The organism is Streptomyces sp. BYX5S, assembly GCF_054724165.1.
This window is the reverse complement of sequence record NZ_CM138829.1, coordinates 3538760-3565112: the sequence shown is the minus strand read 5'-3', so window position 1 is coordinate 3565112 and position 26353 is coordinate 3538760. Positions and strand designations below refer to the sequence as shown.

The window sequence follows — 26353 nt, the reverse complement described above, 5'->3', positions numbered from 1 at the left end:
GTCAGCCCTCCCCTTGACCGGCGGGGCCGACCGTACGCAGAAAGTCCTGGAAGTCATCCAGTACACCCGGCAGTTGGTCGAAGCGCGCGGTCAGCGCGATCTCGATCTCCGCCAGCCGACGCGGCTGCTTCGGGTCCTCGAGGAGCAGAATCAGCTGGCTCTGGGCGAGCGTCTCCGACCGGCCCTTGACCTGGGCGTCGATCCGGAGGTTCTGCACGACACCCGGTGCCTCGAACAGGCTCGGCTTGAAGTGAGTCCCCACATCGGTGCGCTTGACGAGGGTGACCGGGCCGACCGTCTCCTGGAGTCGCCGCACCGACTCGTCGGCGACGCGGTGCAGACTCGCGCCGTCCTCACGCACCGTGCCGGTCACGGTGATGTTCGGCGTGAATCCCGAACCGTGCGACGCGACGTGCAGGGCCACGAAGGCGGCCTGCGGCGCTCCGACCTCATCGGGCGGCGCCGCCTGCCAGCCCTCGGGAACCTCACAGGTCAGTGGCACCGGAAGCGTTCCGGGCATGATGGATCAACTCCTCTGGACATACTGGTTGGATGGGCCGAGGGCCCCGTCGCGGCGAGTGCCCGGAGCCTCGGTGCGCTAGAACCATGAGTCGACCGTGTCCGTCACGCCCCCACCCCAGTCCTTGACCGCTTGGGCGCCGTCGCCAACGGCATCGACGACCTTGCCCGGGTCGACCTCGACCTGGCCGCCGAGCTTGCCGCCCAAGCCGATCCCGGCACCCACGTCGGCGCCGATCACCAGCTTGCCGTTCTCCATCCCGGCGTCGGCATGTGCCGAGACACCGACGCCGGCCCAGCCCTCAGCCGTGCCGCCGACACCGACACCGGCCACCGAGGCGTGCCCCTCCGCCGTTGCCTTCGCCCCGGCAAAGGCCTCGCCTCCGAGGTGGGCGCCGTCGAGACCGACGCTCGCCTTGGCATTCGCATCGCCACCGACGAACGCCTGGGCCTTGCCTGACGCCTCGAAGACCCCGGCTTCATACTTTCCCTCCGCTGTGGCTTGGGCGAGATATGCCTTCCCGGAAGCCTGCGCCTGGACCCTGCCCTCCTCGATGCCGGCCCCGGCACCGCCCTCCACTCCGAGAGCGGAGAAGCTCGCCCGGCCCGCGACATCACCACCGAGTGCAGCCCCGCTTCCCTCGGCCGCCGCCTCCCATGCCTTGGCATCGCCTGAAACGGACACGCCCTCGACTCGGACACCGCGGTCGCCCTTCTCCCGCCGATCCTCGGTTCTCCTCTCGTCGTCGTTGGCGCCCCAGCCCTTGTACTTCCGGACCTCTTTCTCGCGATCCGGATCCTCGCTGCGGGGGTGCTTCAGGAAATTCTCGTACTCGAGCTTGCGGACCTGCGCGCCCAAGGCCCACGGAGAGGTATCGGCATCCTGCGCCGCCCAGTACAGCCAAGCAGGGGCTCCGGGGTCGGAGCCTCCCTGGGCCTTGAACCGTTTGGCGGCGGTCTTTCCGGCCTCGTCCAGCTGTTCCCGCGCGGATTGCAGGGTGACGACGGCCGCGAGCTGGTTCCCGACCTCGTGCTGAGCGATGGCGTCCTGCGCCTTGCCCTGCGCCCAGACGACGATGTCGGCGTACGAACGCAGTGCCTCCGCCACCACGTTCAAGGAGCCCGCGCCCCGGAACCACTTGCCCGCCTGCGGGGAGAAATCCTCCCAGAAGCCTTCGCTCGCCGAGCCGCTCCAGGCATCGACACGTACTGCCTTCAGATCGTCGCCGATCCCCTCAAGAGTCCTCGACCACGTGGTCAGATGGTCGGCTTGCTCAAGGAGTCCCGGCGCGTCGCCAGGGACGAGTTCCTTGGGGTCCTGGGTCTCCCCCAGTTGCGCTGCCACCGCCGCTGCTTCCCCTCGACTCACTGATCGCCGACGTGTTGCCCAACGAGATCGGCCGTCAGCCCCTCGTTCTTCTCATAACGATCGGCCGAGCTCTTGAGCCCGTCCGCAGAGCCCTCGGCCTCGTCCTTGAGTACCTTCGTGAGGGCCTGGTGCCATGTGGCCAGAAGTTCCTCGTACGCGTCGGAGGCATCGCCGTGACCGAACTCCGGTGTGTCATCGGCGAGTTTGTCCAAGTGCACCTTGTCCACGGCCGCTACGGCATTCGTGATCGACTTCGCTGACGCGCGCAGCGTCTCAGGCTCGACGGAGTAGCCCGTCATAAAAGTCCCCCGACTCTCATTCGTCCCCGGGCGCACGAGCACGCCGGATCCAACGATCAACCGGGCGGGATCATCGCACGCGTTTCGGCCGCCGGCGGCAAGGCCGTAGACGCGAGAAAGTCGACCGGAACGCAGCAACGCTACCGGTCGACTCCCCCGGGCTCCTTGCCGTTCCTCGCTCAGCCCCTCGTGTCGCACGTCTGCGTCCTCCAGCCGTCCACGTACGCGGATTACTCCGAACGAGGCGGCAGGTCAGGCGACTTGACCCCTCTGAGTCCACTTCATGAAGTCGCCGGGATTTTCGTTGGTGCCGCGGCCAGGTTGCCGTGCCGCACGGTTGGCCCACCGCACCTCACAGCCGGTGCACAGCCCACGCCCACGCTGCGCATGACCGGATCAGGAACGCTCTGGCCATGCATGGACACGTAACCCGCACCCCTGAGAACGAGCGCACGCGCCGCTGGTTCATGAACAAGACACTGCTCGCCGGTGGTGTCGCCGCCGTCGCAACGATGACCGGCTGCTCGGCCGGTTCCACCGACGCCGCAAGCGGCTCGTCGTCGTCGGGAAAGCCGTCCGGAATGCCGTCGGGCGGTCCCGGCGGCGGGGCCGGGGGCATGGGTCCCGGAGCGACCGAGGTGAAGTACGACGACTTCAAGGGTGTCACCACCGACGGCAAGGTCATCGACGACCTGCATTCGATCCACTCCACGGGTGTCTCGACGACCGCCGTGGTGCAGGCGGCGCAGGCGTTCCTGGACGGCTTGTCGGCGAAGGAGCGCCGCGCGTGCACGTTCGACGTGGACGACGACGAGTGGCTGGCCTGGAGCAACGTCGACGGCTACGAGCGCGAGGGCGTCCGCATGGGCGACATCACCGCCAAACAGCGGAAGTTGGGCTACGCGCTGCTCGGCAAGGCGTTGTCCGCCGACGGCCTCACGCAGACCCGCAACATCATGAAGCTCAACGCCTTTCTCGGCGACTACAACGGCGGCAACAAGGAGACCCTCACCGAGGGCGCGTACTTCTTCACCTTCATGGGCACCCCCTCGACGAGCAAGCCGTGGGGCTTCCAGTACGAAGGCCACCATGTCGTCGTCAACTACTTCGTCCTCGGTGACCAGGTCGTCATGACGCCGACGTTCATGGGTTCCGAGCCGACGAAGGCCACCTACAAGGGCGAGAAGATCCATCTCTTCAAGCCGGAGACAAAGGCCGGCCTGACGATGATCCGCTCGCTCACCAAGGCGCAGCGCGCCAAGGTCATCGACTCCAAGAAGGAGAAGGGCGGCACGGACATGGTCGCCGGCGCGGGCCAGGACAACCTGAAGCTGGCGTACGCGGGCCTGCCCGGTTCGAAGATGACGACCACCCAGCATCAGAAGCTTCTCGACCTGGTCCGCGTCTACGTCGGCTACATGGACGCAGGGCACGCGGAAGTGAAGATGAAGGAGGTGGAGGAACACATCGACCAGACGTACTTCTACTGGCTCGGCGGTACCAAGGACTCCTCGGCCTTCTACTACCGGGTGCACAGCCCGGTGGTTCTCATCGAGTACGACGCCCAGTCCCCGCTCGCCTACGGAACCAAGTCGGGCGGCGGGAACGCGGGTGGCCCGCCGAGCGGCCAACCCTCCGGCCGGCCCAGCGGCGACGCGTCCGGTGGACCCGGCGGTGGCGGCATGGGTGGCATGGGCGGGACGCCGACGCAGCAGCACATCCACACCATCATCCGCACACCGAACGGCGGCGACTACGGCGTGGACCTGCTCAAGCTCCACCTCGAGACCGATCACTAGAGCGGCGCCGTCGGCCCGCCGACAGGGAGCGAAGGGTGGGTGCGGAGGGTCCCAGGGGCTGCGCACTCCTCCGCCTGGGGCCGGGCTGTGACCTGGGCCCCGCTCCACACCGGCCAGCACCGTTGGGAGGCGGTCGACACCGAGATGGAAGTGATCCGCAGACGCGGATACGTTGATGCGAGCCCTCCACTCGGGCCTCGGGGTTCTGGCCGAGAACGCGTCTAGCAGGGGCTGCTTCAGGTTGTCGGCCCAACGGGCAAGCCCGTCCCGCAGGTTGGAACGGGCTCACTCGTCCCAGCCCACCATGAAACAGGAAACGAAATGATCAAGGTGGAAACGCTGGGGCGGATCGTTTCTGGCGATGAACAGGGACGCTACGTCTACATCAAGGAGCTGCCGGACGACCCGCCGAGCTACTTGGTCCTGACCTCCGACGACCCCGACTTGAAAGTGGCAGGGGGCGACGAATGGGTGGAGGACTTCGCCTCGTTGCAGCAGTTCTTCGACGAGGGCATGTGGGTCGTCGAGTGGAACGTGTGAGGAGGCACGGAGCGCCCCCTTCGAGCGCAGTCGCGGCCCGGACCGCACCTCCGGCCGGGCCGCCTCCGCCGTACGCGCTTAACCCCGATACGTCTCCAGCAACCGCAACCACACCTCACTCACCGTCGGATACGCCGGCACCGCATGCCACAACCGGTCGATGGGGATCTCGCCCGCGATGGCGATCGTGGCGGAGTGGATGAGTTCGCCGACGCCGGGGCCCACGAAGGTGACGCCCAGGAGGATCTCGCGGTCGAGGTCGACCACCATGCGGGCCTGGCCGGTGTAGCCGTCGGCGTAGAGGCCGGAGCCGGCCACGTTGGCCAGGTCGTAGTCGACCGCGCGGACGCGGTGGCCCGCGGCTTCGGCCTCGGCGAGGGTGAGGCCCGCGCTCGCCGCCTCGGGGTCGGTGAAGACCACCTGGGGGACGGCGGACACGTCGGCGGTCGCGGCGTGGGCGCCCCAGCGGTCGGTCTCCAGGAGCGGGACGCCCTGCGCGCGGGCCGTGATCGCGGCGCCGGCGATCCGGGCCTGGTACTTGCCCTGGTGGGTGAGGAGCGCGCGGTGGTTGGCGTCGCCGACCGCGTAGAGCCAGGTGCTGTCCTTGACGCGGAGGCTGTCGTCCACGTCGAGCCAGGACCCTGGTTCCAGACCCACCGTCTCCAGGCCGATGTCGTCCGTGCGGGGCGCGCGGCCCGTCGCGAAGAGGATTTCGTCGGCTTCGAGGGTCGTGCCGTCGTCGAGGGTCGCCGTGACGGTGCCGTCGGCGGACCGGGTCACCTCCTTGGCCGAAACACCCGTGCGCACCTCCGCGCCCGCCTCGCGCAACGCGTCCGCCACCAGCCGGCCCGCGAAGGGTTCCATGCGCTCCAGCAGGCTGTCGCCGCGGACGAGGACCGTGACCTGGGAGCCGAGGGCCTGCCAGGCCGTCGCCATCTCCGTGGCGACCACACCGCCGCCGACCACGATGAGGCGGCCCGGCACCCGGTCCGCGCTCGTGGCCTCCCTGCTGGTCCACGGCTTGACCGCGTCGAGGCCCGGCAGCGGCGGCAGGGCGGCGCGGGTGCCGGTGCAGACGGCGACGGCGTGCCGCGCCGTGAGGGTGGTGACCGTGCCGTCCTCGGCGGTGACCGTGACGCGGCGCGGTCCGTCGAGGCGGCCGTGGCCGCGGTACAGGCCGACGCCGATGGACTCCAGCCAACCCACTTGGCCGTCGTCCTTCCAGTGGGAGGTGAAGTAGTCGCGGTGGGCGAGGACCGCGGGGGCGTCGAGGGGGCCCTGCACCGCCTGGCGCAGGCCGGGAACCCGGCGGGCATCGGCGCGGGCGATCACCGGGCGCAGCAGCGCCTTGCTGGGCATGCAGGCCCAGTACGAGCACTCACCGCCGACCAGCTCGCTCTCCACGACCGCGGCACTGAGACCGCCCGCCCGCGCGCGGTCCGCGACGTTCTCGCCGACCGGCCCCGCTCCCAGGACTACGACATCGTAAGTAATGGCTTCCGTCATACGGCCCAGTGTCTCAGCGTGGTCGGATGTGTGCGTGCCGAGCACATGGGTAAGGGCGCGGAATACGTCCGTCATACGGACCGTTGTGCACAGCGGCTTTGCCCCCGACGGCTTCGCCCCGAACCCCGGAAGCAGGAAGAGGGAAAACACCATGAGCAGCACCACCACGGAGCTGACCAAGGAGAACTTCGATCAGACAGTGACGGAGAACGAGTTCGTACTGATCGACTTCTGGGCTGACTGGTGCGGGCCTTGCAAGCAGTTCGCGCCGGTCTACGAGCAGGCCGCCGAGGCCAACCCGGACCTGGTGTTCGGGAAGGTCGACACGGAGGCCCAGCCCGAGCTGGCCGCCGCTTTCGGGATCCAGTCGATCCCGACGCTGATGATCGTCCGTGACCAGGTCGCCGTGTTCGCGCAGCCGGGCGCGCTGCCCAAGGAGGCGCTCGACGACGTCATCGGGCAGGCCCGCAAGCTGGACATGGACGAGGTCCGCAAGTCGGTCGCCGAGCAGCAGGCCAAGGCCCAGCAGGAGGGTCAGGGCGGTCAGGAGGGCTGACACACCCCTCCACCGGCGTCCCCTGGTGCTCTGTTCGCACCGGTGATGCCGCCGAATCGTTCTCGAGGCGGTCGCCCCTGTGGCGGCCGCCTCTCGGCGTACGGGCAGGGTCCCGTACGCCGAGAAGGCCTCAGGTCGACTCGCGTGCCACCAGCGTCGCCGTGAGCGCCTCGCGCGGCTCCGGGTGCGCGTCGTGGTCCGGGTCCCTGACGAGGCGGTCGACCAGCTCCGCCAGCTCCCGCCCCGAGGGCATGTCGAGCCGCACCGTGCTCAGGCGGGGGCGCAGCAGCCGCCCCAGCATCAGGTCGTCGGCGCCCATCACGGCGACCTCGCCGGGGACGTCGACGCCCGCGTCCTGGAGCGCGCGCATCAGCAGCATGGCGTACTCGTCGTTGTACGCGAACACGGCGCCGAGTCCCGACTCCCTTGTACGGGCGGCGACTTGGTCCGCGTCCTGCTCGTCGTACGCGAGTGGCAGCGGCACCGGTTCGGCGCCCGTGGCGCGCACGCCTTCCATGCGCGGCACCGCGAACGCGTCGAGGCCCGGCTCCTTCGGCATGACCACGCCCACCCGGCGGTGGCCGCGGGCGAGGAGGTGTTCGGCGGCGACGCGGCCGACGTGGCGGTGGTCGGTGAGCAGGGCGTGCGCGCCCTCGACCGGTTCCGCGCCGAGCGTGATGACGGCGCGGGCGCCGGAGCGGCGGAGCACGGCGATGCCGTTGGCGCCGAGTCCGGCCGGAGCGAGGACGGCGACGGGGCGCAGCTCGGCCCAGGCGCGGGCGGCGGCGTCGCCGCCGAGGCCGACGCTGCCGTACTGCACGACCGTGTAGTCGAGGCGGCTCAGTGCCCACTGGAGTTCGTTGAGGAAGGCGCTGTACAGCGGCCCGATCGGGACGTCGGGGGTCGGGACGAGGACGATCCGGGTGTGCCCGGCGCGCAGGCTGCGGGCGGCGGCGTGCGGGACGTAGCCGAGTTCCTTGGCGGCCTCGTGGACCCGCTGCCGGGTCGGCTCGCTGATGCGGACGGCGCTCGCGTTGTTGAGGACATAGCTGACGGTGGCGCGCGAGACGCCGGCGCGGCGGGCGACGTCGGCGCTCGTCGGCAGGGCGCCGGGAGCGGGCTGGGCGTCGGGAGCGGGCCCCGTGCCGGGTGCGGGCTGGGCCGGTACGGGCGGCTCGGGGGACGACTGGGCGGATTGCTGCTTCGGTATCTGCACCATGACGTACGGCATCCTCGCAGACGCCCCCGGGCCCGTGCGCCTACCCCTGGGCCAACGTTTTCCAGAGCTTCGGGTCCTCGAAGTTCAGCGCCCACAGGACCGTGTTCCGCACTCCGTGTTCGCGCAGTACGGGGAGGTGCGCGGCCGTCCCGGCGGCGTCCTGGTACCAGACGGTGCGCCGGACCGCCTTCTTCCCCTTGCCCTCCTTGTACGTGAAGTGAGGGGTGCGGGAGTCCGGGTCGAGGGCGTAGTCGGCGCCGACCTTGCGGCGCAGCGTCTCGGCCGATTTCGACGTGACGTGCCGGGCCCGCTCCTTGCTGCCGACCTTCCAGTCCCAGCCGTACGCGGGCAGGCCCATCTCCAGCTTGTCGAGCGGCACTTGGTCCGTCGCCAGAGTCAGGATCTCGTCGTACCACTGCGGCGAGGAGAGCGGTCCGGGCGTGCCCAGCGCGTTGTGCAGGTTGTACGCCATGATCCGGACGCGGTCGGCGACGGCGCCGAGCTTCTTGTAGTCCCAAATACGTCCGGTGCCACGGGTCTTGGGCGTCACGGTCACGAAGCACTTCTTGTCCGCGGCGTGCAGACGGCCGCAGAGTTCCGTGGCGAAGGCCGTGTAGCCGGTGCGCACCGCCCGGTACGTGTCGTCCGACGCCATGGCGATCGACTCGTAGTCGATGTCGAGCCCGTCGTAGTCGCGGCTGCGGACGACGTCGAGCAGGGCGTCGATGTGGCGGGTGCGGGTCTTGTCGTCGATGAGCACGGAGGCCAGGTCGTCCGTCTTCTGCTGCTCCATGACGGTCGGGACGACCTCGATGCCGCGCTCGTGCAAGCCGTCGACGATGCGGCGTTCGCCCGCGCCGGGGTGTCCCGTGACGCGGGTCGCGGACTTGGCCTCGTACCAGAAGGGGCTGATGGTGCGGATCTGCGCGGCGTGCGCGAGGGCGTTGCGGTAGGCGTTCTCCTGGTCCCAGTACGGGAGCCACGCGGAGACCGTCCGTGGGGGTGCGGGCGCGGCGGCGTGGGTGGCGGGCGTGGCGGCGGTGAGGGTGAGTGCGGCGGCGAGGGCGGCGAGCACTGTTCTGTGACGTCGTGTCATGCCACGAGCCTGCGGTCCATCCGGCGTACCCGCCGCAGGGGTTGGGCCGGTCGGCGTCTAACGTGACCCGCGTGACTGCCAACACTGAAGACCACGCGTACGAACACCCTGGCCGCGGCGGTGCGACCGCCACCGTGGAGGCCGAGCCGACCCGGGTGGGCGCGGTGCGCACCGAGTACGCGCCCGCCCACGACGGCGACCCGGACCCCGGCGAGATCGTGTGGACCTGGGTGCCGTACGAGGAGAACGACGGGCGCGGCAAGGACCGGCCGGTGCTCGTGGTCGCCCGGGAGGCGGCCGGGACGCTGCTGGCGGTGCAGCTCTCCAGCAAGCGGCACGACAACGACCGCGAGTGGGTGGCCCTCGGCTCGGGACCCTGGGACCGGGACGGCCGGGACTCGTGGGTGGACCTGGACCGCGTACTGCGCGTGCACGAACGCGGCATGCGGCGCGAGGCGTGCGCCCTGGACCGCGGCCGCTTCAACCTGGTGGTCCTGCGGCTCCGGGAACGCTACGGCTGGCGCTGACCGCGGCGGCGGGCGGGGCCTGAGCCGCGCACCGGGCGCTGCTGCGGCCGTGCGCCCGCCAAGCCGGTGCCCGGGGCGCGCCTCAGCCCCGCCCGAACACCCGCTCAAACGCAGCCCGCGTCCGCGCCTCCCGTGTGGTGTCGAGGACGGCGAAGACGACCTGGTCGAAGTGGCCCGCGAAGCGCCCGGCGAGGAGCGTGCGGAAGGCCGTCGCCACCTGCGCCGGGTCGTTGCGGAAGACTCCGCAGCCCCAGGCACCGAGGACGAGGCGCCGGTAACCCTGCGCGGCCGCCACCTCCAGGACCCGCTCGGCCCGCGAGGCCAGCACGGACGGTATCTCGTGGACCCGGTCCGGGGTGCGCTGCGCGATGACGCCCGCGTTCGGGGCGGCGGAGGTAAGGAAGCCCACCTCGTACGGCTCGTCGAGCAGTGCGCCCCGGTCGTCGCGGAACACCGGGACGCCCGGCGCGTGGATGACCCGGTCGGTGTAGAAGGCGTCGCGGTGCGCCCGGTGGTGGTCGTAGAACTCGGGCACCTCGATGAGGCACGTGTAGAGCGCGGAGCAGCGGCAGAGGGCCTCTTCCTGGGCCTGCGCGCCGTTCAGATAGCCGCCTCCGGGGTTGCGGGCCGAGGCGAAGTTGAGCACGGCCACCGGCTGCGGCCGCTCCCCCGTCATGCGGCGCGCCGCCTCCAGGCTGCTCTCGCCGGTGACCTCGACGGCGGTCGCCGCCACGGCCGGTACCGGTGGCACGCGCACCGGGTCGGGCCCGAACATCCTGGTGCCCGCCCTGGCCCGCGCCACCGCGGCGCCGATCGTCACCACGCGGCCCCCGTCGTCCGCGTACTCCCCCGCCGCGACGATCTTCTCCGTGCTCCGCGCGATCTCGCGCAGCCGTGCGCTCACTGCACGTCCCCCGTTCTCTCCCCCGTCGTTCCGATGAAGCCATCGTGTACGCACAGTGACGACCCGGGCAACCGATTTTCGCCGCGCGCGGACAGAACCCGGAATCTTCCGGGGAATGGCCGAGGAAGTCCCAGGCGCTCTTGTGCGATCGGTCCGAACCGTCTTGGGTGGGGACCTGCATCGCCCGTAAGGGGCTGTTTGTCGGCCCCGGCCGAATCGACGGCATGGTCCCCACAAGGGATCATGTGAAGCGTGCGAACCAGGAGGAATCCCGGCATGAGCGAGGGAGACTGTACGGCGCTCGGCGAGCTGATCGCCGAGGCCGAGGCGGAGGCCCTGGTACGGGGCATCTGCTTCAAGACCGGCCCACCCCGGAAGGTCGGGGTCGAACTGGAATGGATCGTGCACGAGCCGCGGCCGCCCCTGACGCCGTGGCTCCCGGTAGCACCCGAACGACTCGACGCGGCATACGTCGACCTGCGCGCCCTGCCTCTGCGCTCGGCGATCACCGTGGAACCCGGCGGGCAACTGGAGCTGAGCTCGCTCCCCGCCGACTCCCTCCCCGAATGCGTCTCGGCCATGAGGGCCGATCTGACCGCCGTCCGCGCCGCGCTCCGCGGCCACGGACTCGCCCTGTCCGGACACGGCACCGACCCGTGGCGTCCGCCCCGCCGGGTGCTCCACCAGCGCCGCTACGACGCCCTGGAGGCCTCGCTCGACCGTGCCGGGCCCGCTGGGCGTTCCATGATGTGCTCGTCGGCCTCCGTGCAGGTGTGCCTGGACGCGGGGTACGAGGAACCGGGCCCGCTGGGGCTCGGCCGGCGGTGGCGGCTCGCGCATCTGCTGGGCCCCGTGCTGGTCGCCGCGTTCGCCAACTCGCCGATGCTGTCCGGCCGTCCGACCGGCTGGCGCTCCACCCGGCAGCTGTTGTGGGAGCGGATCGACGTGGGCCGCTCGGGTGGCATGCCCCTCGACATCGAGCCGCGCGAGGCGTGGGCCCGGCATGTGCTGGACGCCCCCGTCATGTGTGTGCGCACCGAGGAGGGGCCGTGGCAGGTGCCGGACGGGCTCACGTTCCGCGCGTGGGCGCGCACGGGTGAGCCGCGCCCGCCGACCCGCTCCGACCTCGACTACCACCTGACGACCCTGTTTCCGCCGGTGCGGCCGCGCGGGCACCTCGAACTGCGCATGATCGACGCCCAGTCGGGCCCTGACGGGTGGCTGGTGCCGCTCGCCGTGACGACCGCGCTGTTCGACGACCCGGAGGCCGCCGAGACCGCGTACCGCGCGGTCAAACCGCTCGCCGAGCGCGCGGGCCCGCTGCCCGCTCCGCACAATCCGCTGTGGCAGGACGCGGCCCGGCTGGCCCTCACCGATCCGGAGCTGCGGGAGGCCGCCACGGCCTGCTTCACGGCGGCCCTGGAGGCGCTGCCACGGCTCGGCGCGGACGCGGGGACGCGGAAGGCGGTCGCGGATTTCACCCACCACTACGTCGTCCGCGGCCGCTGCCCCGCCGACGACGTGCTCGACCTGCTCACGCGACAAGCCGACCGGACTCAGGGGAGGACCGTCACCTCATGACCACGGAGGAGAACGTCACCACGGACCCGGAGGCGCTCCGGCGCCGCGCGGCCGACGCCCTGGAGACCGCGCGGCGCCGCACCACACTGCTGACGAGCGCGGTCGACGAGGCCGAACTCACCGCCCAGCACTCGCCGTTGATGTCGCCGCTCGTGTGGGACCTCGCCCACATCGGGAACCAGGAGGAGCAGTGGCTGCTGCGCGCGGTCGCGGGCCAGGAGGCGTTCCGGCCGGAGATCGACCCGCTGTACGACGCCTTCGAGCATCCGCGCTCGGAGCGCCCCAGCCTTCCGCTGCTCGCTCCTCAGGAGGCGCGGGGCTATGCGGCGGACGTGCGCGGCCGGGCCTTCGACGTGCTGGAGAAGGCGTCGTTCGAGGCGGCGGGCACCGAGCGTCTGACCCGCTCGGGGTTCGCCTTCGGGATGATCGCCCAGCATGAACAGCAGCACGACGAGACGATGCTGATCACTCATCAGCTCAGGAAGGGCGGTGCGGTACTCACCGCCCCCGATCCCGAACCGCTGCCCCGGCCCTTCGACGGCCCCGCCGAAGTCCTCGTCCCCGGCGGCCCGTTCACCATGGGGACGACGGCCGAGCCCTGGGCGCTGGACAACGAAAGGCCCGCGCACACCCGCCTGGTCCCGCCGTTCCACATCGACACGACGCCGGTGACGAACGCCGCGTACCTGGAGTTCGTCGAGGACGGCGGCTACCGTGAGGAACGCTGGTGGGACCCGGCGGGCTGGGCCATGGTGCGCGAGCACGGCCTCGTGGGACCGCTGTTCTGGCGCCGCGAGGCCGGTCAGTGGCTGCGCAGGCGCTTTGGGGTGACCGAGGCGGTGCCGCCGGACGAGCCGGTGCTGCACGTCAGCTGGTACGAGGCCGACGCCTACGCCCGCTGGGCGGGCCGACGCCTGCCGACCGAGGAGGAGTGGGAGAAGGCCGCCCGCCACAATCCGGCCACCGGCCGCTCGATGCGCTACCCCTGGGGCGACGCGGACCCGACGCCGGACCGCGCCAACCTCGGCCAGCGGCACCTGCGCCCCGCCCCCGCCGGAAGCTACGAGCTGGGCGAGTCCCCGCTCGGTGTGCGGCAGTTGATCGGTGACGTGTGGGAGTGGACGTCGAGCGACTTCCTGCCCTATCCGGGGTTCGTGGCGTATCCGTACCGGGAGTACTCGGAGGTGTTCTTCGGGTCCGACCACAAGGTGCTGCGCGGCGGTTCGTTCGCCGTGGACGCGGTGGCCTGCCGGGGCACGTTCCGCAACTGGGACTACCCGATCCGGCGGCAGATATTCTCCGGCTTCCGCACGGCGCGCGACGCCCACCCCGAGGAGCGCGCCTGATGTGCCGTCACCTGGCCTACCTGGGCCCGCCGGTGGCGCTCGGCGAGATCGTCGACCGACCCCCGCACAGTCTGTTCCGGCAGTCGTGGGCCCCGCGCAGGCAGCGGCACGGCACCGTCAACGCCGATGGTTTCGGCGTGGGTTGGTACGCGGACGGGGACCCGGTGCCCGCCCGCTACCGCCGCGCCGGGCCCATCTGGGGCGACGCCGCGTACCAGGACCTGGCCCGCGTGGTCCGTTCCGGCGCACTGCTCGCGGCGGTCCGTGACGCCACGCTCGCCGGGCCGGACGGCGAGGCGGCGGCCGCGCCGTACGCGGCGGAGCGCTGGCTGTTCAGCCACAACGGGGCGGTGCCGGGCTGGCCGCGGTCGCTGACGGCCCTGACGCCTACGCTGCCGCCGGCGGACCTGCTCTCCATGGAGGCCCGCTGCGACGCCGCGTTCCTGTGGGCGCTCGTCCTGCACCGGCTCCGGGCCGGCGACGAGGAGGCGCAGGCCCTCGCCGACACGACGCTGGAGGTCGCCGAGGCCGCCCCCACCGCCCGACTCAACTTCCTGCTCACCAACGGAGACACGATCACCGCCACGGCCTGGGGCGACACCTTGTGGTACCGCACCGAACCGGGCCGCAGCACCGTCGTCGCCTCCGAGCCCTACGACGACGATCCGCACTGGATCGAGGTACCCGACCGCACTCTGCTGGCGGCGAGCCGCACCGACGTCCTGTTGACCCCGCTCAAGGAGCCCACCGCGTGAGCCCGTTCAGCATCACCCGCACGCTGCCCGAGGACGCGACGGACGCCGCGCTGCGGGCCGACGTCCTGCACGGCCTGACCCGCACCCCGAAGACACTGCCGCCCAAGTGGTTCTACGACGCCCGCGGCAGCGAACTCTTCGACGAGATCACCACATTGCCCGAGTACTACCCGACGCGGGCCGAGCGCGAGATCCTCGTCGCGCGCGCCCCGGAGATCGCGGCGGCGACGGGTGCGCGCACCCTCGTCGAGCTGGGCTCCGGCTCGTCCGACAAGACCCGGCACCTGCTCGACGCGCTCGCCGGCCTCACGACGTACGTGCCCGTGGACGTCAGTGAGAGCGCGCTGCGCGGCGCCGCGGAAACACTCCTCGCCGAGCGGCCCGCCCTGGACATCCACGCGCTGGTCGCCGACTTCACGGCCGCGCTCGACCTGCCGGACACGCCGGGGCCACGCCTGGTCGCGTTCCTCGGCGGCACGATCGGCAACCTGCTGCCGGAGGAGCGGGTGGCCTTCCTGACGGCGGTGCGCGGCCTCCTCTCCCCCGGTGACTTCCTCCTGCTCGGCACCGACCTGGTGAAGGACGAGCGGACGCTGGTCGCGGCGTACGACGACGCGGCGGGCGTCACGGCGGCGTTCAACAAGAACGTGCTGGCCGTGATGGACCGTGAACTCGGCGCCGACTTCGATCCGGACGCGTTCGAGCACGTCGCGCTGTGGAACGCCGAGCGGGAGTGGATCGAGATGCGGTTGCGCTCCGCCGCGGATCAGACCGTGAAGCTGCCCGCGCTCGGTCTTGAGGTCGAGTTCGCGGCGGGCGAGGAGGTTCGTACGGAGGTTTCGGCGAAGTTCCGCCAGGAGGGTGTGCGGGGGGAACTCCGTGGGGTGGGCTTGGAGTTGGTGCGGTGGTGGACGGACGAGGGTGGGAGGTTCGCGCTGTCCTTGTCGAGTCCTTGCGACGGGTGAGGCGTCCCCCTGCGGCGGGCGGGCGACGTGGCTGAGGTCGCGGGGCTCTGCCCCGGACCCCGCTGCTCAATCGCCGCAGGGGCTTGATCGGCCAGGCCCCCGTCCGGGCGCTGTCACTCGCCGCGTTCGTCCAGTCTTGTTGTGATCTCTTCGGACGCCCGCTTCGCCTCGGTGGCGGGGGTCCCGCCGGCGAGGACGCGGGACATGTACTCCTTGATGGGGTTCTTTCCGGCCTCCACGTTCGCCCACAGGGGCGATCCCGGTGTCGCCCGGCCGTGGGCGGCGCCGACGGCCATCGCGGCGACGCCGGGTTCGTCGGCGACTTCACCGGCGAGCGTGGTCTTGTTCGGGACGTAGTTCATGGTGCGGGCCAGTTCGGTGTTCCACTTCTTGCCCGCGAGTGCCTTCACCACCTCGACGGCGCCTTCGCGGTCGCCGGTGTTCGCCGGGACGATGAGGTCCGAGCCGCCGGTGAACACCGCTCCGGCCCGGCGGGCCGTCTTGCCGGGGATGGGGAAGTAGCCGAATTTGCCCTTGAGTTCGGGGTTCTTCTGGAGGATGCGCTGGGCGGCGCCCGGCACGGAGATGATCTGGGCGATGTCTCCGCGGGCGAACTCCTCGGCCTGCGGCGGGTGTTCCTCGTCGGCGTTCCTGGGGCCGCCGCCGAGCGCCTGGAGCTGCCGGTAGAAGGCCATGCCGCGCAGCGCGGCCGGCGAGTCGAGGGTGCCCTTCCAGACGCCGGAGGTCTCCTCGGCGAGGTCGCCGCCCTCGTCCCAGATGAACCCGGACAGGGTGTACCAGTCCTGGCCGGCGAGGTAGATGCCCTGCGTGCCGCCGAAGTTCAACTTCCGTGTCGCGTCCAGCCATTGGGCCCGCGTGGTGGGGGGCTTGTCGATGCCCGCCTGCCGGAACAGGTCCTTGTTGTAGATGACGACGCGGTTGGCCGCGTACCAGGGGATGCCGTACTGGCGGGAGGTGTCGACGCCGGGTTCGGCGAGGCCGGGCAGCCAGTCCTGCATGCCGAGGTCGCGGGCGGACTCCAGGGAGAGGTCGAGCAGGCCGCCCCCTTCGACGTACTGCGGGACCTGGGTGTTGCCGACCTCGATGACGTCGGGGGCACCCGACGCCGCGTCGCCCGTCTCGTCGAGCGCCTTGGTGACCTTGGTGCCGATGCCGGTCCAGTCCTGGATGCGGATGTCGAGTGTCATGCCGTCGTGGGTGGCCTCGAAGTCCTCGGTGAAGCGCTCGATGAACTCCTCGGACGCGCTGCCCCGCATCAGCCAGACGGTGACGGCGTCGGCCTCCTCCCCCGTGCCCGGCAGGGCTCCGCACGCGGTGAGCAGGGCGCCGGTGGCGGCGAGGGAGCCGAAGGACAGGACGAGTCGACGGGGGTTCACGTGGGTCACTTTCTGCCTGCGGACAGGGAGGGTCGGCCCGACGTGGGGGAAGAGCGCGTGGCTCGTACGGGTGTCCAGGGATTTTGGTATAGACCAAGGGCGGGGTCAAGAGTCGTGGATGGCGGACCCCGCCACCCTGCGGCACGGTGGAAGCATGTCGAATCACACCTATCGCGTCACCGAGATCGTCGGCACCTCTCCCGCGGGCGTGGACGAGGCGATCCGCAACGGGATCGCGCGTGCCTCACAGACCCTGCGCAACCTCGACTGGTTCGAGGTCACGCAGGTCCGCGGCCAGATCGTCGACGGCGAGGTCGAGCACTACCAGGTGGGCCTGAAGGTGGGTTTCCGCCTGGAGGACGACGGGGCCTGAGCCGGGCCGCCCCCGGTCGCTCACGTACGTCCCTCGCGCTCCTGCGCGTCCTTCAGCGCCGCCGACGTGCTCGCCCAGCGGGCCCGTACGACGGTGAATCCGGCGCGCTCGACCGCGTCGCAGACCAGCTCGTCGTCGTCGACGAACACCCGCACCTCCCGGCCGCGCGCGACACGGCGCAGGATGTCGGGCTTGGCGTACCGGGCCGGCCTGCGGTCGTCGTTGCGGCGCATGTGGACCGGCCCGTCCGGCAGGCCCTGCGCGGCGAGCCAGGCCACGGTGTCGGCGCGGCACCGTTCCGGGCGCCCGGTCAGATAGACGACCTCGCAGTCGGCGGCGTACGCGCGGGCGAGCGCGACGCCCTCGGTGAGCGGCGGGTCGTGCGGCGCGGCGGCGAAGAACGCGTCCCAGTCCCGCGGCGCGCGCTCCAGGAAGCGCTGCCGGTGCGCGGTGTCGGCGAGGGTGCCGTCGAGGTCGAAGACGGCGAGGGGGCGTTCGTCGCGGGCCATGCCGTTCACCTTAAGCGGACGGGCGGTGGGCCCGTGGCGGGAATCCTTGGGGCGTCACGGCGTTGAACACAGTGTGAGCACCGTGATCGAATCGACCCGCTTCTCCGTCCTGGACCGCTCCCGCACCCGCGAGGGCCACCGTGACCAGGACGCGCTGCGCGACACCGTCTCCCTGGCCCAGGACCTGGAGCGGCTCGGCTACGAGCGCCTGTGGGTCTCGGAGCACCACGGTGTGCCGGGCGTCGCCGGGTCCGCGCCGACCGTGCTCGCGGCGGCCGTCGCCGCGGCCACCCGGACGATCCGCGTCGGCACGGGCGGTGTGATGCTGCCGAACCATCAACCGCTGGTCGTGGCCGAGCAGTTCGGGGTGCTGGAGTCGCTCTTTCCCGGCCGGATCGACATGGGCCTCGGCCGGTCGGTCGGCTTCACGGGCGGTGTCCGCAAGGCGCTCGGCCGCGACAAGGACGACGCCGACGACTTCGCGGCGCAGTTGGAGGAGTTGCTGGCGTTCTTCACCGGCACGTCGCCGACGCGCGTCCACGCCCGCCCCTCGGAGGGCTTGGGCGTGCCGCCGTTCGTGCTCGCGATGGGCGAGGGCGCCTCGATCGCCGCCCGCGCCGGGCTGCCGATGGTGATCGGCGACTTCCGCTCCCGCGACAGGATGCTGCGCGGCATCGACCGCTACCGCGCCGAGTTCCGCCCCTCGGCGTGGGCGGCGGAGCCGTACGTGGTGATCTCCGGGACCGTCGCGGTCGCGGGCAGCGAGCCGGAGGCCCGCCGCCTGCTGATCCCCGAGGCCTGGTCGATGGCGCACGCGCGCACGCACGGCACGTTCCCGCCGCTGCCGCCCGCGGAGCGCGTGGCGGCCGCCGGGATGACGCCGAAGGAGCGCGAGTTCTACGAGTCGGGCCTGCGCGGCCACATCGCCGGCACGGAGCAGCAGGTCGCGGCCGAGCTGGAGACCGTGATCAAGGAGAGCGGGGCGCAGGAGGTGCTGGTGACGACCAGCACGTACGACCGCGAGGCCCTGCTGGAGTCCTTCCGCCGCCTGGCCCGGATCGCGCGGCTCACGCCGGGCGGGGGCCCGTCCCGCTGACGCGTCCGGCGGGTTCAGGGCCGCAAGGCCCTCAGCAGCATGGGCAGTGAGGAATGCAGTTCGCGTTCCCAGTAGGGCCAGGTGTGGGTGCCGGGGCCGTAGAAGTGGGTGGTCAGGTGGGTGGCGCCCGCCTTGCGCAACTGGTCGGCCAGTGCGTGGTTCTGGCGGTTGAAGTCGGCCTCCAGGGCGCTGGTGGCGCCCGGCGCGTCGAGAGGGCCCGTGGTGCCGTCACCGCAGGAGAGGTACACGGGCAGCGTCTTGAGGCGCTTCGCCAGGTGGTACGGGTCGTGGGCGGCCCAGATGTCGCGCTGGGCCACGGGGTCGCCCCAGACGCGCAGCGGATCGTTGCCCTGGCCCGCGAAGAAGCCCATGATCCGGTCGGTCGACTCGTCGTTCAGGAGCGGGTGCGCGGACCCGGAGTAGGCGGCGGCCGCCTGGAACATGCCGGGGTGCCGGGCCGCGTAGAGGAGTGCGCCCTGGCCGCCCATGGACAGGCCCGCGACGACGCGGCGGTTCCCCGCGCCCCAGTCGCGTTCCAGGAGGCGGCGCAGGTCGCGGGTGTGGAAGGTGTCCCAGGCCGGGTCGCCGCCCTGCCCGTGGTTCCACCAGTCGCTGTACCAGCCGTTCCAGCCCGCCTCCGGCATGACGACGAGCACGTCGCGCAGGCTCTCGGCGGAGGCGACGTCCGTCATGGTCGTCCACGACGTGTAGTCGCCGCAGCAGCCGTGCAGCAGCCACAGGGTGGGCCAGTGCTGGGTGCGGTCGTCCGGGTCCCAGCCGTCGGGTGTGAGCAGGCGGACGTTCACGGTGCGGCCGCCGAGCGCCGACGCGCGTACGGACAGGTCCACCTGGCGGTCGGCGACCCGGGTGACGTCGACGACCTCGGCGGCGGGGCGCGCCGTGGTGGTGGCCGTGGCCGGTGGGGACGCGCCGAAGCAGAGCAGCAGGGCGGCCAGGACGAGCAGCAGGCGTCCAGCTCTGCGGGGCGGGGCGACGGTCATGGCGGCTCCCTCGTGGTCCCTCGGGGCGGCGGGCGCCCGCGTCAGTCCGTACCGGAATCTGTACCGGATGCACCGGGGAGCACCAACAGGGCGTCCCCGACGGGGCGTTCACCGGCCGCGTCGGACGGGTCGTTGATCACCGCTGCGCCGACGACCATCGTGGTCGAGCCGCCGCCGTCGAGGTTGATCGCGTCGCGCAGCCCGAGGGACCGCGCGACCGCGGCGCTCTCGTTGATGCTCAGGCCCAGCGATGCGGTGCTCCGGCCGTCGGCGGTGATCAGGACGGTGCGTCCGGCGGCGTCCGTACCGGCGAGGGTGCGCGGGTTCCGCTTGTGCACCCAGCCGTAGTAAAAGCTCGGGTTGCCGGGCTGGACCATGCCGTCGGTGGCCGCGGTGACGTGCGGGCGGCCGTCGCGGACGAGTTCGGGGCCGCCGTTGACGACGCTGGTCGTGCGGGACGGGTTCAGGGCGCGCCCCTTGGTGTCCTTCAGCCCGGCGCGGACCGTGAGCGGGCGGCCGACCTTCGCGAGGGCGGTGAGCCGGTCCGCGTACGCGCCGGTGGCCTGGACGCTGCGGCCTCCGGCGGGCAGGGCGCCGCCGCGCGGGGAGCGCACCTCGACGATCCGGCCGGTCCGGTCCAGGACGGCCTCGGCGCCTTCGCCCTTCGGCGTCTCCTTGCCGAACTCCGGGGTGAACGCGACGAGTTCGTCGGGGTCGGTGCAGGTCGTGTCGTGCAGCGGGAGTGCGGTGGGGGTGTCGTCGGCGGTGCCGCCGCAATTGCGGATCAGGCCGGGGACGCGGTCGATGCCGTCCAGTGGCAGGGAGGCGCCGCCGACGGTGACGCGGCCCCGCCATGTGAAGCGTTCCACCGCGGTGCCGCGCGCGGAGTCGTGGACGACGAGCGCGGGCCGGCCGTTCACCGCCTCGCTCAGCACCCGCCCGCCGTAGACGCCGACGCCCGCCGGGTCACCGGGGGCGCCCGCCTTGGGGTCGAGGACGAAGAAACCCGCGTTGATCCCGGCCGTCGCCCCTTCGGCGGCGGCCAGCGCGCTGGTCGTCTCGCGGTTCTCCAGATCGGGGCCGTACGAGGCCCTGAGGTCGCCGCGGAAGGTCTTGGGGTCGACGGTGAGCACGTCGACGCGCCAGGGCCCGCGGTCCCCCGCGTCGCCGTCCCAGCCCGTGTACCAGGCGGACCCCGTGTATCCGGCGGCCCGCAGCCGGGCGCGTTCGGCGGTGGCGGCGGCCTCGGCCGGGAAGGAGCCGACACGGACCCGCCAGCCGAGCGTGCCTCCCGCGTAGTCGGCGGTGGCCGCGGTGGTGACCCGCTCGGAGCGGGCCTCGAAGCCCTTCGCCCGCAGCTCGGAGGCCAGTTCCGCGGCGCTCGCCTCGTCCTTCAGCGCGGTCGGCGGCGCGTCCGGGTCGGGCGATCCGGCACCGCCCGGGATGGACACCTCCACGGTCCACGCCATGGCCGGGGCGTCGGCGCCGCGCACGATCCGGGTGAGGGTCACGCCGGGTTGCAGCGTGCGCGTGGTGCGGGTCTCGGTCAGGTCGGACGCGCCGAGCGGCAGCCCGTGCCGGGGCGCCGACGGGGCCGGTGACGCCGGTGCGGGCGCGGCGCCCACGAGGGCGAGCGCGCACATCGCCGCTCCCGCGCCGAACAGTCTGCCGTTCACGGACCCCCCACTGATCGGACGACGGCCTCCGTAACGGTGCGGGGGCCCGCGACCACCCGTCAAGGCATGTGCGCGTCATTCATCGGGCGTTCTCCGTGGCGCCGCCGCGGCGCCGGGGGTGGATCATGGAGGGCGACGCAGTGAACGCCGTACGACCGGGAGCCCGCCCCATGCACGACCCCACCTCGACCGACCCCCGCCACGCCGGCCTCGTGCGGGTGCGCGACGCCCGCGAGCACAACCTCAAGGGTGTCGACGTGGACATCCCGCGGGACGTCGTCGCGGTCTTCACGGGTGTCTCGGGCTCCGGGAAGTCCTCGCTCGCCTTCGGCACGATCTACGCGGAGGCGCAGCGCCGCTACTTCGAGTCGGTGGCTCCGTACGCGCGCCGGCTCATCCACCAGGTGGGCGCCCCGAAGGTCGGCGAGATCAGCGGTCTGCCGCCCGCGGTGTCGCTCCAGCAGAGCCGCTCCGCGCCGACGTCGCGCTCGTCGGTCGGCACGGTGACGACGCTGTCGAACTCGCTGCGGATGCTGTTCTCGCGGGCCGGTGCGTATCCGGAGGGCGCCGAGCGCCTCGATTCGGACGCGTTCTCGCCGAACACGGCGGCCGGGGCGTGCCCCGAGTGCCACGGGCTCGGCCAAGTACACCGCACCACCGAGGAGTTGCTGGTCCCGGACCCGTCCTTGTCGATCCGCGAGGGCGCCATCGCGGCGTGGCCCGGCGCCTGGCAGGGCAAGAACCTGCGCGACGTCCTCGACGCCCTGGGCTACGACGTGGACCGGCCTTGGCGGGAGCTGGCGCGGGCCGACCGGGACTGGATCCTGTTCACGGACGAGCAGCCCGTGGTGACCGTGCACCCGGTGCGGGACGCGGGGCGCATCCACCGCCCGTACCAGGGCACGTACATGAGCGCGAACCGGTACGTGCTCAAGACGTTCTCCGACTCCAAGAGCCAGTCACTGCGGGCGAAGGCGGAGCGGTTCCTGGAGAGCGCGCCGTGCCCGGTCTGCGGGGGCGCGCGGCTGCGGGCGGAGGCCCTGGCCGTCACGTTCGCGGGCCGTACGATCGCGGACCTCGCCGGGGTGCCGCTCGCGGATCTCGCCGAGCTCCTCGCCACGGCGGGTGACACCTCCGAGACGGCCCGCGTCCTCACCGGCGATCTGCGGTCCCGGATCGCGACGGTCACCGAGCTGGGGCTCGGCTATCTCAGCCTGGACAGGTCCACCCCGACCCTCTCGGCGGGCGAGCTGCAACGGCTGCGGCTGGCCACGCAGTTGAGGTCCGGGCTCTTCGGCGTCGTATACGTGCTGGACGAGCCGTCGGCCGGGCTGCACCCCGCCGACACCGAGTCGCTGCTCACCGTCCTCGACCGGCTCAAGGCCTCGGGCAACTCCGTGTTCGTGGTCGAGCACCACCTGGACGTGATGCGGCACGCCGACTGGCTCGTGGACGTGGGCCCGCTGGCCGGGGAGCACGGTGGCCGGGTGCTGCACAGCGGTCCGGTGGAGGGGCTGCGCGGGGTGGCCCGGTCGGCGACGGCCCGCTTCCTCTTCGACGAGGAACCGGCTCCCGAACGCCACGTGCGCACCCCCACCGGCTGGCTGAAGGTCGGCCCGGTGACCCGGCACAACCTGCGGGACGTCACCGCCGCGTTCCCGCTCGGCGCGCTCACCGCCGTCACGGGCGTCTCCGGCTCCGGGAAGTCGACGCTGATCGGCGAGATCACCGAGGAGCTGGAGGGCGTCGGCCGTCTCGTGGTCGTCGACCAGAAGCCCATCGGACGCACGCCGCGCTCCAACCTGGCCACGTACACGGGCCTGTTCGACGTCGTGCGCAAGCTGTTCGCGGGCACCGACGAGGCGAAGGCGCGGGGCTACGGCGTCGGCCGGTTCTCGTTCAACGTCACCGGCGGGCGCTGCGAGACCTGTCAGGGCGAGGGGTTCGTCAGCGTGGAGCTGCTGTTCCTGCCCAGCACGTACACGCCGTGCCCGGACTGCGGGGGCGCCCGGTACAACCCCGAGACGCTCCATGTGACCTACCACGGGCGGAACATCGCCGAGGCCCTGGATCTGACGGTGGAGTCGGCGGCCGCGTTCTTCGAGGCGACGGGCGACAACGCCGCGCGGCCCGTGCTGCGCAGTCTGCGCACCCTGCTCGACGTGGGTCTCGGCTATCTGCGGCTCGGGCAGCCCGCGACCGAGCTGTCCGGCGGCGAGGCCCAACGCATCAAGCTGGCCAGCGAGTTGCAGCGGGTACGACGCGGACACACCCTCTACCTCCTCGACGAGCCGACGACCGGGCTGCACCCGGCCGACGCGGAGGTGCTGATGCGGCAGCTGAACGGGCTCGTCGACGCCGGGCACTCGGTCGTCGTGGTCGAGCACGACATGGCGGTGGTGGCCGGGGCGGACTGGGTGATCGACATGGGTCCCGGCGGCGGGGCCGCGGGCGGGCGGATCGTCGTGGCGGGGACGCCCGCGACGGTCGCCGCCGACGCGGAGAGCCGGACCGCTCCGTATCTGCGAAGGGTGACGCGAACGCGATGACGGGACCGGAGGTTGAGCACCACACCGGTCCCGCCCACCCCGCGCTCTTCGCGGGACGCCTATCGCCGTGCCGTGGTCAGCGGCTGACCTTCCGGTTCGCGCGCAGCCACTCCTTGTTCATGCTGGTGATGGAGAACAGCGGGATGCCCTTCGGGCAGGCCGTGGCGCACTCACCGGCGAGGGTGCAGCCGCCGAAGCCCTCCTCGTCCATCTGCCCCACCATGTCGAGGACGCGGGTCTCGCGCTCGGGCGCGCCCTGCGGCAGCACGTTCAGGTGGTTGATCTTCGCCGACGTGAACAGCATGGCCGCGCCGTTCGGGCAGGCGGCCACGCAGGCGCCGCAGCCGATGCACTCGGCGTGCTCGAAGGAGAAGTCCGCGTCCGGCTTGGGCACGGGCGTGGAGTGCGCCTCCGGCGCCGCACCCGTCGGGGCCGTGATGTAGCCGCCGGCCTGGATGATCCGGTCGAAGGCCGAGCGGTCCACGACCAGGTCCTTCACGACCGGGAAGGCGGCGGCGCGCCACGGCTCGATGTCGATGGTGTCGCCGTCCCGGAAGGACCGCATGTGCAGCTGGCAGGTGGTGGTGCGCTCCGGGCCGTGCGCGTCGCCGTTGATGACGAGGGAGCAGGCGCCGCAGATGCCCTCGCGGCAGTCGTGGTCGAAGGCGACCGGGTCCTCGCCCTTGAGGATGAGCTCCTCGTTGAGGGTGTCGAGCATCTCCAGGAACGACATGTCCTGGCTGATCCCGTCCACCTCGTACGTGGACATGGCGCCTTCGGCGTCGGCGTTCTTCTGGCGCCAGACGCGCAGGGTGAGCTTCATGCGTAGCTCCGCTGAGTGGGGTGGACGTACTCGAAGACCAGGTCTTCCTTGTGCAGGGTGGGGGCGGCGCCGGTGCCGGTGAACTCCCAGGCGGCTGCGTAGGAGAACTCCTCGTCCTGGCGCGCGGCCTCGCCGTCGGGGGTCTGCGACTCCTCGCGGAAGTGGCCACCGCAGGACTCGGCGCGGTGCAGCGCGTCGAGACACATCAGCTCGGCGAGCTCCAGGTAGTCGACGATGCGGTTCGCCTTCTCCAGGGACTGGTTGAACTCCTCGCCGCTGCCGGGCACCTTGATGCGGCGCCAGAACTCCTCACGGATCTGCGGGATCCGGTCGAGGGCCTTGCGCAGGCCCTCCTCGGTGCGGGCCATGCCGCAGAACTCCCACATGAGTTCGCCGAGTTCGCGGTGGAAGGAGTCCGGGGTGCGGTCCCCGTCGACGGCGAGCAGCCTGGCGAGCCGCTCCTCGGTCTCGCGCACGACCTCGACGGTGGCGGGGTGCGACGCGTCGACCTCGTCCTTGTGCGGGTGCTTGGCGAGGTAGTCGTTGATGGTGGCCGGGAGGACGAAGTAGCCGTCCGCGAGGCCCTGCATCAGCGCCGAGGCACCGAGCCGGTTCGCGCCGTGGTCGGAGAAGTTGGCCTCGCCGATGGCGAAGAGGCCGGGGATGGTGGTGGACAGGTCGTAGTCGACCCAGAGTCCGCCCATCGTGTAGTGCACGGCCGGGTAGATCCGCATGGGTGTCCTGTACGGGTCCTCGTCGGTGATCCGCGCGTACATGTCGAAGAGGTTGCCGTACTTGGCCTCGACGGCCTTGCGGCCCATACGCTCGATGGCGTCGGCGAAGTCGAGGTACACACCCTGGCCGCCGGGGCCCACTCCCCTGCCCTCGTCGCACACGTTCTTCGCGGCGCGGGAGGCGATGTCACGGGGCACGAGGTTGCCGAACGCCGGGTAGATGCGCTCCAGGTAGTAGTCGCGCTCGTCCTCGGGGATCTCGTTCGCGGGCCTGGTGTCACCCTTCGCCTTCGGCACCCAGATGCGTCCGTCGTTGCGCAGCGACTCACTCATCAGCGTCAGCTTCGACTGGTGGTCGCCGGTGCGCGGGATGCAGGTGGGGTGGATCTGCGTGAAGCACGGGTTGGCGAAGTAGGCGCCGCGCCGGTGGGCCCGCCAGATGGCGGTGGCATTGCTGTTCATGGCGTTCGTCGACAGGTAGAAGACGTTGCCGTAGCCGCCGGAGGCGAGGACGACGGCGTCCGCGAAGTACGTGTCGATCCTGCCGGTGACGAGGTCGCGGGCGACGATGCCGCGGGCCTTGCCGTCGACGATGATCAGGTCGAGCATCTCGGTGCGCGGGTGCAGCTCGATGTTGCCCGCGGCGACCTGGCGGCTGAGCGCCTGGTACGCGCCGAGGAGGAGCTGCTGGCCCGTCTGGCCGCGGGCGTAGAACGTACGGGACACCTGGACGCCGCCGAAGGAGCGGTTGTCGAGGAGGCCGCCGTACTCGCGGGCGAACGGCACACCCTGCGCGACGCACTGGTCGATGATCTCGACGGAGATCTGCGCGAGGCGGTGCACGTTGGACTCGCGGGCGCGGAAGTCGCCGCCCTTCACGGTGTCGTAGAACAGCCGGTGCACGGAGTCGCCGTCGTTGCGGTAGTTCTTCGCGGCGTTGATGCCGCCCTGCGCGGCGACCGAGTGGGCGCGGCGCGGGGAGTCCTGGAAGCAGAACTGGACGACGTGGTAGCCCTGTTCGGCGAGGGTGGCACCCGCGGAGCCGCCGGCGAGTCCGGTGCCGACGACGATCACCTTGTGCTTGCGGCGGTTGGCCGGGTTGACCAGCTTGGCCTCGAACCGGCGGGTGTCCCAGCGCTCGTTGACGGGCCCCTGGGGGGCCTTGGTGTCGACGACCGGCTCACCGGTGGTGTATTCGGCGTACGCAGTCATGT

Annotated in this window: 24 protein-coding genes; 11 read left to right on the top strand and 13 right to left on the bottom strand. The window is 71.7% G+C overall.

Annotated elements, in window-relative coordinates; genetic code table 11:
• Position 1 precedes the first annotated feature (1 nt).
• The 3 genes from ACYBSK_RS16190 to ACYBSK_RS16180 form a co-directional block, all read right to left on the bottom strand.
• Positions 2 to 520: a hypothetical protein gene (locus ACYBSK_RS16190; protein ID WP_460246583.1), complete on the bottom strand. Its 519-nt coding sequence runs from the start codon at positions 518 to 520 to the stop codon at positions 2 to 4.
• A gap of 78 nt (positions 521 to 598) precedes the next feature.
• Entirely contained in the window at positions 599 to 1864 is a 1266-nt protein-coding gene (locus ACYBSK_RS16185) for a putative T7SS-secreted protein (RefSeq protein WP_460246582.1), read from the bottom strand.
• 20 nt (positions 1865 to 1884) lie between these two features.
• On the bottom strand, positions 1885 to 2187 hold the full coding sequence (locus ACYBSK_RS16180) for a WXG100 family type VII secretion target (RefSeq protein WP_460246581.1): 303 nt from the start codon (positions 2185 to 2187) through the stop codon (positions 1885 to 1887).
• 413 nt (positions 2188 to 2600) lie between these two features.
• On the opposite strand from ACYBSK_RS16180, the gene ACYBSK_RS16175 reads away from it, so the two are divergent.
• Positions 2601 to 3986: a DUF3500 domain-containing protein gene (locus ACYBSK_RS16175; RefSeq protein ID WP_460246580.1), complete on the top strand. Its 1386-nt coding sequence runs from the start codon at positions 2601 to 2603 to the stop codon at positions 3984 to 3986.
• Between the two features lie 321 nt (positions 3987 to 4307).
• On the top strand, positions 4308 to 4526 hold the full coding sequence (locus ACYBSK_RS16170; protein WP_457477787.1) for a hypothetical protein: 219 nt from the start codon (positions 4308 to 4310) through the stop codon (positions 4524 to 4526).
• Between the two features lie 78 nt (positions 4527 to 4604).
• On the opposite strand, the gene ACYBSK_RS16165 is transcribed toward ACYBSK_RS16170, so the two are convergent.
• Positions 4605 to 6032 carry a dihydrolipoyl dehydrogenase family protein gene (locus ACYBSK_RS16165; RefSeq protein ID WP_460246579.1) on the bottom strand — a complete coding sequence of 476 codons (1428 nt, stop codon included), beginning with the start codon at positions 6030 to 6032 and terminating at the stop codon, positions 4605 to 4607.
• Positions 6033 to 6183: 151 nt separating this feature from the next.
• On the opposite strand from ACYBSK_RS16165, the gene trxA reads away from it, so the two are divergent.
• Positions 6184 to 6588 carry a thioredoxin gene (gene trxA / locus ACYBSK_RS16160; protein ID WP_457477785.1) on the top strand — a complete coding sequence of 135 codons (405 nt, stop codon included), beginning with the start codon at positions 6184 to 6186 and terminating at the stop codon, positions 6586 to 6588.
• Between the two features lie 130 nt (positions 6589 to 6718).
• On the opposite strand, the gene ACYBSK_RS16155 is transcribed toward trxA, so the two are convergent.
• Together ACYBSK_RS16155 and ACYBSK_RS16150 are read right to left on the bottom strand one after the other, a co-directional pair.
• Positions 6719 to 7819 carry a LacI family DNA-binding transcriptional regulator gene (locus ACYBSK_RS16155; protein WP_460246578.1) on the bottom strand — a complete coding sequence of 367 codons (1101 nt, stop codon included), beginning with the start codon at positions 7817 to 7819 and terminating at the stop codon, positions 6719 to 6721.
• A 28-nt stretch (positions 7820 to 7847) separates the two neighbouring features.
• Positions 7848 to 8903: a glycosyl hydrolase family 18 protein gene (locus ACYBSK_RS16150; RefSeq protein ID WP_460246577.1), complete on the bottom strand. Its 1056-nt coding sequence runs from the start codon at positions 8901 to 8903 to the stop codon at positions 7848 to 7850.
• A gap of 62 nt (positions 8904 to 8965) precedes the next feature.
• Between ACYBSK_RS16150 and ACYBSK_RS16145 the strand changes: the two genes are divergently transcribed.
• Positions 8966 to 9430: a type II toxin-antitoxin system PemK/MazF family toxin gene (locus ACYBSK_RS16145; RefSeq protein ID WP_457477782.1), complete on the top strand. Its 465-nt coding sequence runs from the start codon at positions 8966 to 8968 to the stop codon at positions 9428 to 9430.
• An 82-nt stretch (positions 9431 to 9512) separates the two neighbouring features.
• Here the strand turns inward: ACYBSK_RS16145 and ACYBSK_RS16140 are convergent, their stop codons facing one another.
• Complete coding sequence (locus tag ACYBSK_RS16140) at positions 9513 to 10334, bottom strand: TIGR02452 family protein (RefSeq protein ID WP_460246576.1); 822 nt, start codon at positions 10332 to 10334, stop codon at positions 9513 to 9515.
• 276 nt (positions 10335 to 10610) lie between these two features.
• Here ACYBSK_RS16140 and egtA point away from each other — a divergent pair, with 276 nt between their 5' ends.
• Genes egtA through egtD form a run of 4 tightly spaced genes read left to right on the top strand, consistent with a single transcriptional unit; the run spans position 10611 to position 14981 of the window.
• Entirely contained in the window at positions 10611 to 11915 is a 1305-nt protein-coding gene (gene egtA, locus ACYBSK_RS16135) for an ergothioneine biosynthesis glutamate--cysteine ligase EgtA (protein ID WP_460246575.1), read from the top strand.
• On the top strand, positions 11912 to 13261 hold the full coding sequence (egtB, locus tag ACYBSK_RS16130; RefSeq protein WP_460246574.1) for an ergothioneine biosynthesis protein EgtB: 1350 nt from the start codon (positions 11912 to 11914) through the stop codon (positions 13259 to 13261). Before egtA ends, egtB begins: the two co-directional genes overlap by 4 nt.
• A complete protein-coding gene (gene egtC / locus ACYBSK_RS16125; protein ID WP_460246573.1) occupies positions 13261 to 14016 on the top strand; it encodes an ergothioneine biosynthesis protein EgtC in 756 nt (251 codons plus the stop codon). The genes egtB and egtC overlap by 1 nt, the downstream gene beginning before the upstream one ends.
• Complete coding sequence (egtD, locus tag ACYBSK_RS16120) at positions 14013 to 14981, top strand: L-histidine N(alpha)-methyltransferase (RefSeq protein WP_460246572.1); 969 nt, start codon at positions 14013 to 14015, stop codon at positions 14979 to 14981. Before egtC ends, egtD begins: the two co-directional genes overlap by 4 nt.
• Positions 14982 to 15094: 113 nt before the next feature.
• Here the strand turns inward: egtD and ACYBSK_RS16115 are convergent, their stop codons facing one another.
• A complete protein-coding gene (locus ACYBSK_RS16115; RefSeq protein ID WP_460246571.1) occupies positions 15095 to 16378 on the bottom strand; it encodes an extracellular solute-binding protein in 1284 nt (427 codons plus the stop codon).
• Between the two features lie 154 nt (positions 16379 to 16532).
• Here ACYBSK_RS16115 and ACYBSK_RS16110 point away from each other — a divergent pair, with 154 nt between their 5' ends.
• A complete protein-coding gene (locus ACYBSK_RS16110) occupies positions 16533 to 16751 on the top strand; it encodes a dodecin (protein ID WP_460246570.1) in 219 nt (72 codons plus the stop codon).
• Positions 16752 to 16771: 20 nt separating this feature from the next.
• On the opposite strand, the gene ACYBSK_RS16105 is transcribed toward ACYBSK_RS16110, so the two are convergent.
• Positions 16772 to 17260, bottom strand: coding sequence for a phosphatase domain-containing protein (locus ACYBSK_RS16105; RefSeq protein ID WP_460246569.1), 489 nt, complete (start codon positions 17258 to 17260; stop codon positions 16772 to 16774).
• Between the two features lie 73 nt (positions 17261 to 17333).
• Between ACYBSK_RS16105 and ACYBSK_RS16100 the strand changes: the two genes are divergently transcribed.
• Complete coding sequence (locus ACYBSK_RS16100; protein WP_457477773.1) at positions 17334 to 18356, top strand: LLM class flavin-dependent oxidoreductase; 1023 nt, start codon at positions 17334 to 17336, stop codon at positions 18354 to 18356.
• 14 nt (positions 18357 to 18370) lie between these two features.
• Here the strand turns inward: ACYBSK_RS16100 and ACYBSK_RS16095 are convergent, their stop codons facing one another.
• On the bottom strand, positions 18371 to 19357 hold the full coding sequence (locus ACYBSK_RS16095; RefSeq protein WP_457477772.1) for an alpha/beta hydrolase: 987 nt from the start codon (positions 19355 to 19357) through the stop codon (positions 18371 to 18373).
• A gap of 41 nt (positions 19358 to 19398) precedes the next feature.
• Positions 19399 to 21033: a phosphodiester glycosidase family protein gene (locus tag ACYBSK_RS16090; protein WP_460246568.1), complete on the bottom strand. Its 1635-nt coding sequence runs from the start codon at positions 21031 to 21033 to the stop codon at positions 19399 to 19401.
• Between the two features lie 170 nt (positions 21034 to 21203).
• Between ACYBSK_RS16090 and ACYBSK_RS16085 the strand changes: the two genes are divergently transcribed.
• Positions 21204 to 23582: an ATP-binding cassette domain-containing protein gene (locus ACYBSK_RS16085; RefSeq protein ID WP_460246567.1), complete on the top strand. Its 2379-nt coding sequence runs from the start codon at positions 21204 to 21206 to the stop codon at positions 23580 to 23582.
• A gap of 76 nt (positions 23583 to 23658) precedes the next feature.
• Here ACYBSK_RS16085 and ACYBSK_RS16080 read toward each other — a convergent pair whose 3' ends face one another.
• Both ACYBSK_RS16080 and ACYBSK_RS16075 read right to left on the bottom strand, forming a co-directional pair.
• Positions 23659 to 24405 (bottom strand): succinate dehydrogenase/fumarate reductase iron-sulfur subunit, encoded by a 747-nt coding sequence (locus ACYBSK_RS16080; protein WP_457477769.1) that lies wholly within the window; start codon positions 24403 to 24405, stop codon positions 23659 to 23661.
• Positions 24402 to 26351, bottom strand: a complete 1950-nt coding sequence (locus ACYBSK_RS16075) for a fumarate reductase/succinate dehydrogenase flavoprotein subunit (protein WP_457477768.1) — start codon at positions 26349 to 26351, stop codon at positions 24402 to 24404. The genes ACYBSK_RS16080 and ACYBSK_RS16075 overlap by 4 nt, the downstream gene beginning before the upstream one ends.
• Positions 26352 to 26353 lie beyond the last annotated feature (2 nt).

Excerpts from the sequence above, each read along its gene's own strand:
- ACYBSK_RS16175 (WP_460246580.1), top strand. The coding sequence starts at position 2,601 with ATGCATGGACACGTAACCCGCACCCCTGAGAACGAGCGCACGCGCCGC.
- ACYBSK_RS16180 (WP_460246581.1), bottom strand. The coding sequence starts at position 2,187 with ATGACGGGCTACTCCGTCGAGCCTGAGACGCTGCGCGCGTCAGCGAAG.
- ACYBSK_RS16150 (WP_460246577.1), bottom strand. The coding sequence starts at position 8,903 with ATGACACGACGTCACAGAACAGTGCTCGCCGCCCTCGCCGCCGCACTC.
- ACYBSK_RS16155 (WP_460246578.1), bottom strand. The coding sequence starts at position 7,819 with ATGCCGTACGTCATGGTGCAGATACCGAAGCAGCAATCCGCCCAGTCG.
- ACYBSK_RS16190 (WP_460246583.1), bottom strand. The coding sequence starts at position 520 with ATGCCCGGAACGCTTCCGGTGCCACTGACCTGTGAGGTTCCCGAGGGC.
- ACYBSK_RS16080 (WP_457477769.1), bottom strand. The coding sequence starts at position 24,405 with ATGAAGCTCACCCTGCGCGTCTGGCGCCAGAAGAACGCCGACGCCGAA.
- egtA (WP_460246575.1), top strand. The coding sequence starts at position 10,611 with ATGAGCGAGGGAGACTGTACGGCGCTCGGCGAGCTGATCGCCGAGGCC.
- ACYBSK_RS16085 (WP_460246567.1), top strand. The coding sequence starts at position 21,204 with ATGCACGACCCCACCTCGACCGACCCCCGCCACGCCGGCCTCGTGCGG.
- egtC (WP_460246573.1), top strand. The coding sequence starts at position 13,261 with ATGTGCCGTCACCTGGCCTACCTGGGCCCGCCGGTGGCGCTCGGCGAG.
- ACYBSK_RS16095 (WP_457477772.1), bottom strand. The coding sequence starts at position 19,357 with ATGACCGTCGCCCCGCCCCGCAGAGCTGGACGCCTGCTGCTCGTCCTG.
- ACYBSK_RS16170 (WP_457477787.1), top strand. The coding sequence starts at position 4,308 with ATGATCAAGGTGGAAACGCTGGGGCGGATCGTTTCTGGCGATGAACAG.
- ACYBSK_RS16110 (WP_460246570.1), top strand. The coding sequence starts at position 16,533 with ATGTCGAATCACACCTATCGCGTCACCGAGATCGTCGGCACCTCTCCC.
- ACYBSK_RS16165 (WP_460246579.1), bottom strand. The coding sequence starts at position 6,032 with ATGACGGAAGCCATTACTTACGATGTCGTAGTCCTGGGAGCGGGGCCG.
- ACYBSK_RS16105 (WP_460246569.1), bottom strand. The coding sequence starts at position 17,260 with ATGGCCCGCGACGAACGCCCCCTCGCCGTCTTCGACCTCGACGGCACC.
- trxA (WP_457477785.1), top strand. The coding sequence starts at position 6,184 with ATGAGCAGCACCACCACGGAGCTGACCAAGGAGAACTTCGATCAGACA.
- ACYBSK_RS16075 (WP_457477768.1), bottom strand. The coding sequence starts at position 26,351 with ATGACTGCGTACGCCGAATACACCACCGGTGAGCCGGTCGTCGACACC.
- egtB (WP_460246574.1), top strand. The coding sequence starts at position 11,912 with ATGACCACGGAGGAGAACGTCACCACGGACCCGGAGGCGCTCCGGCGC.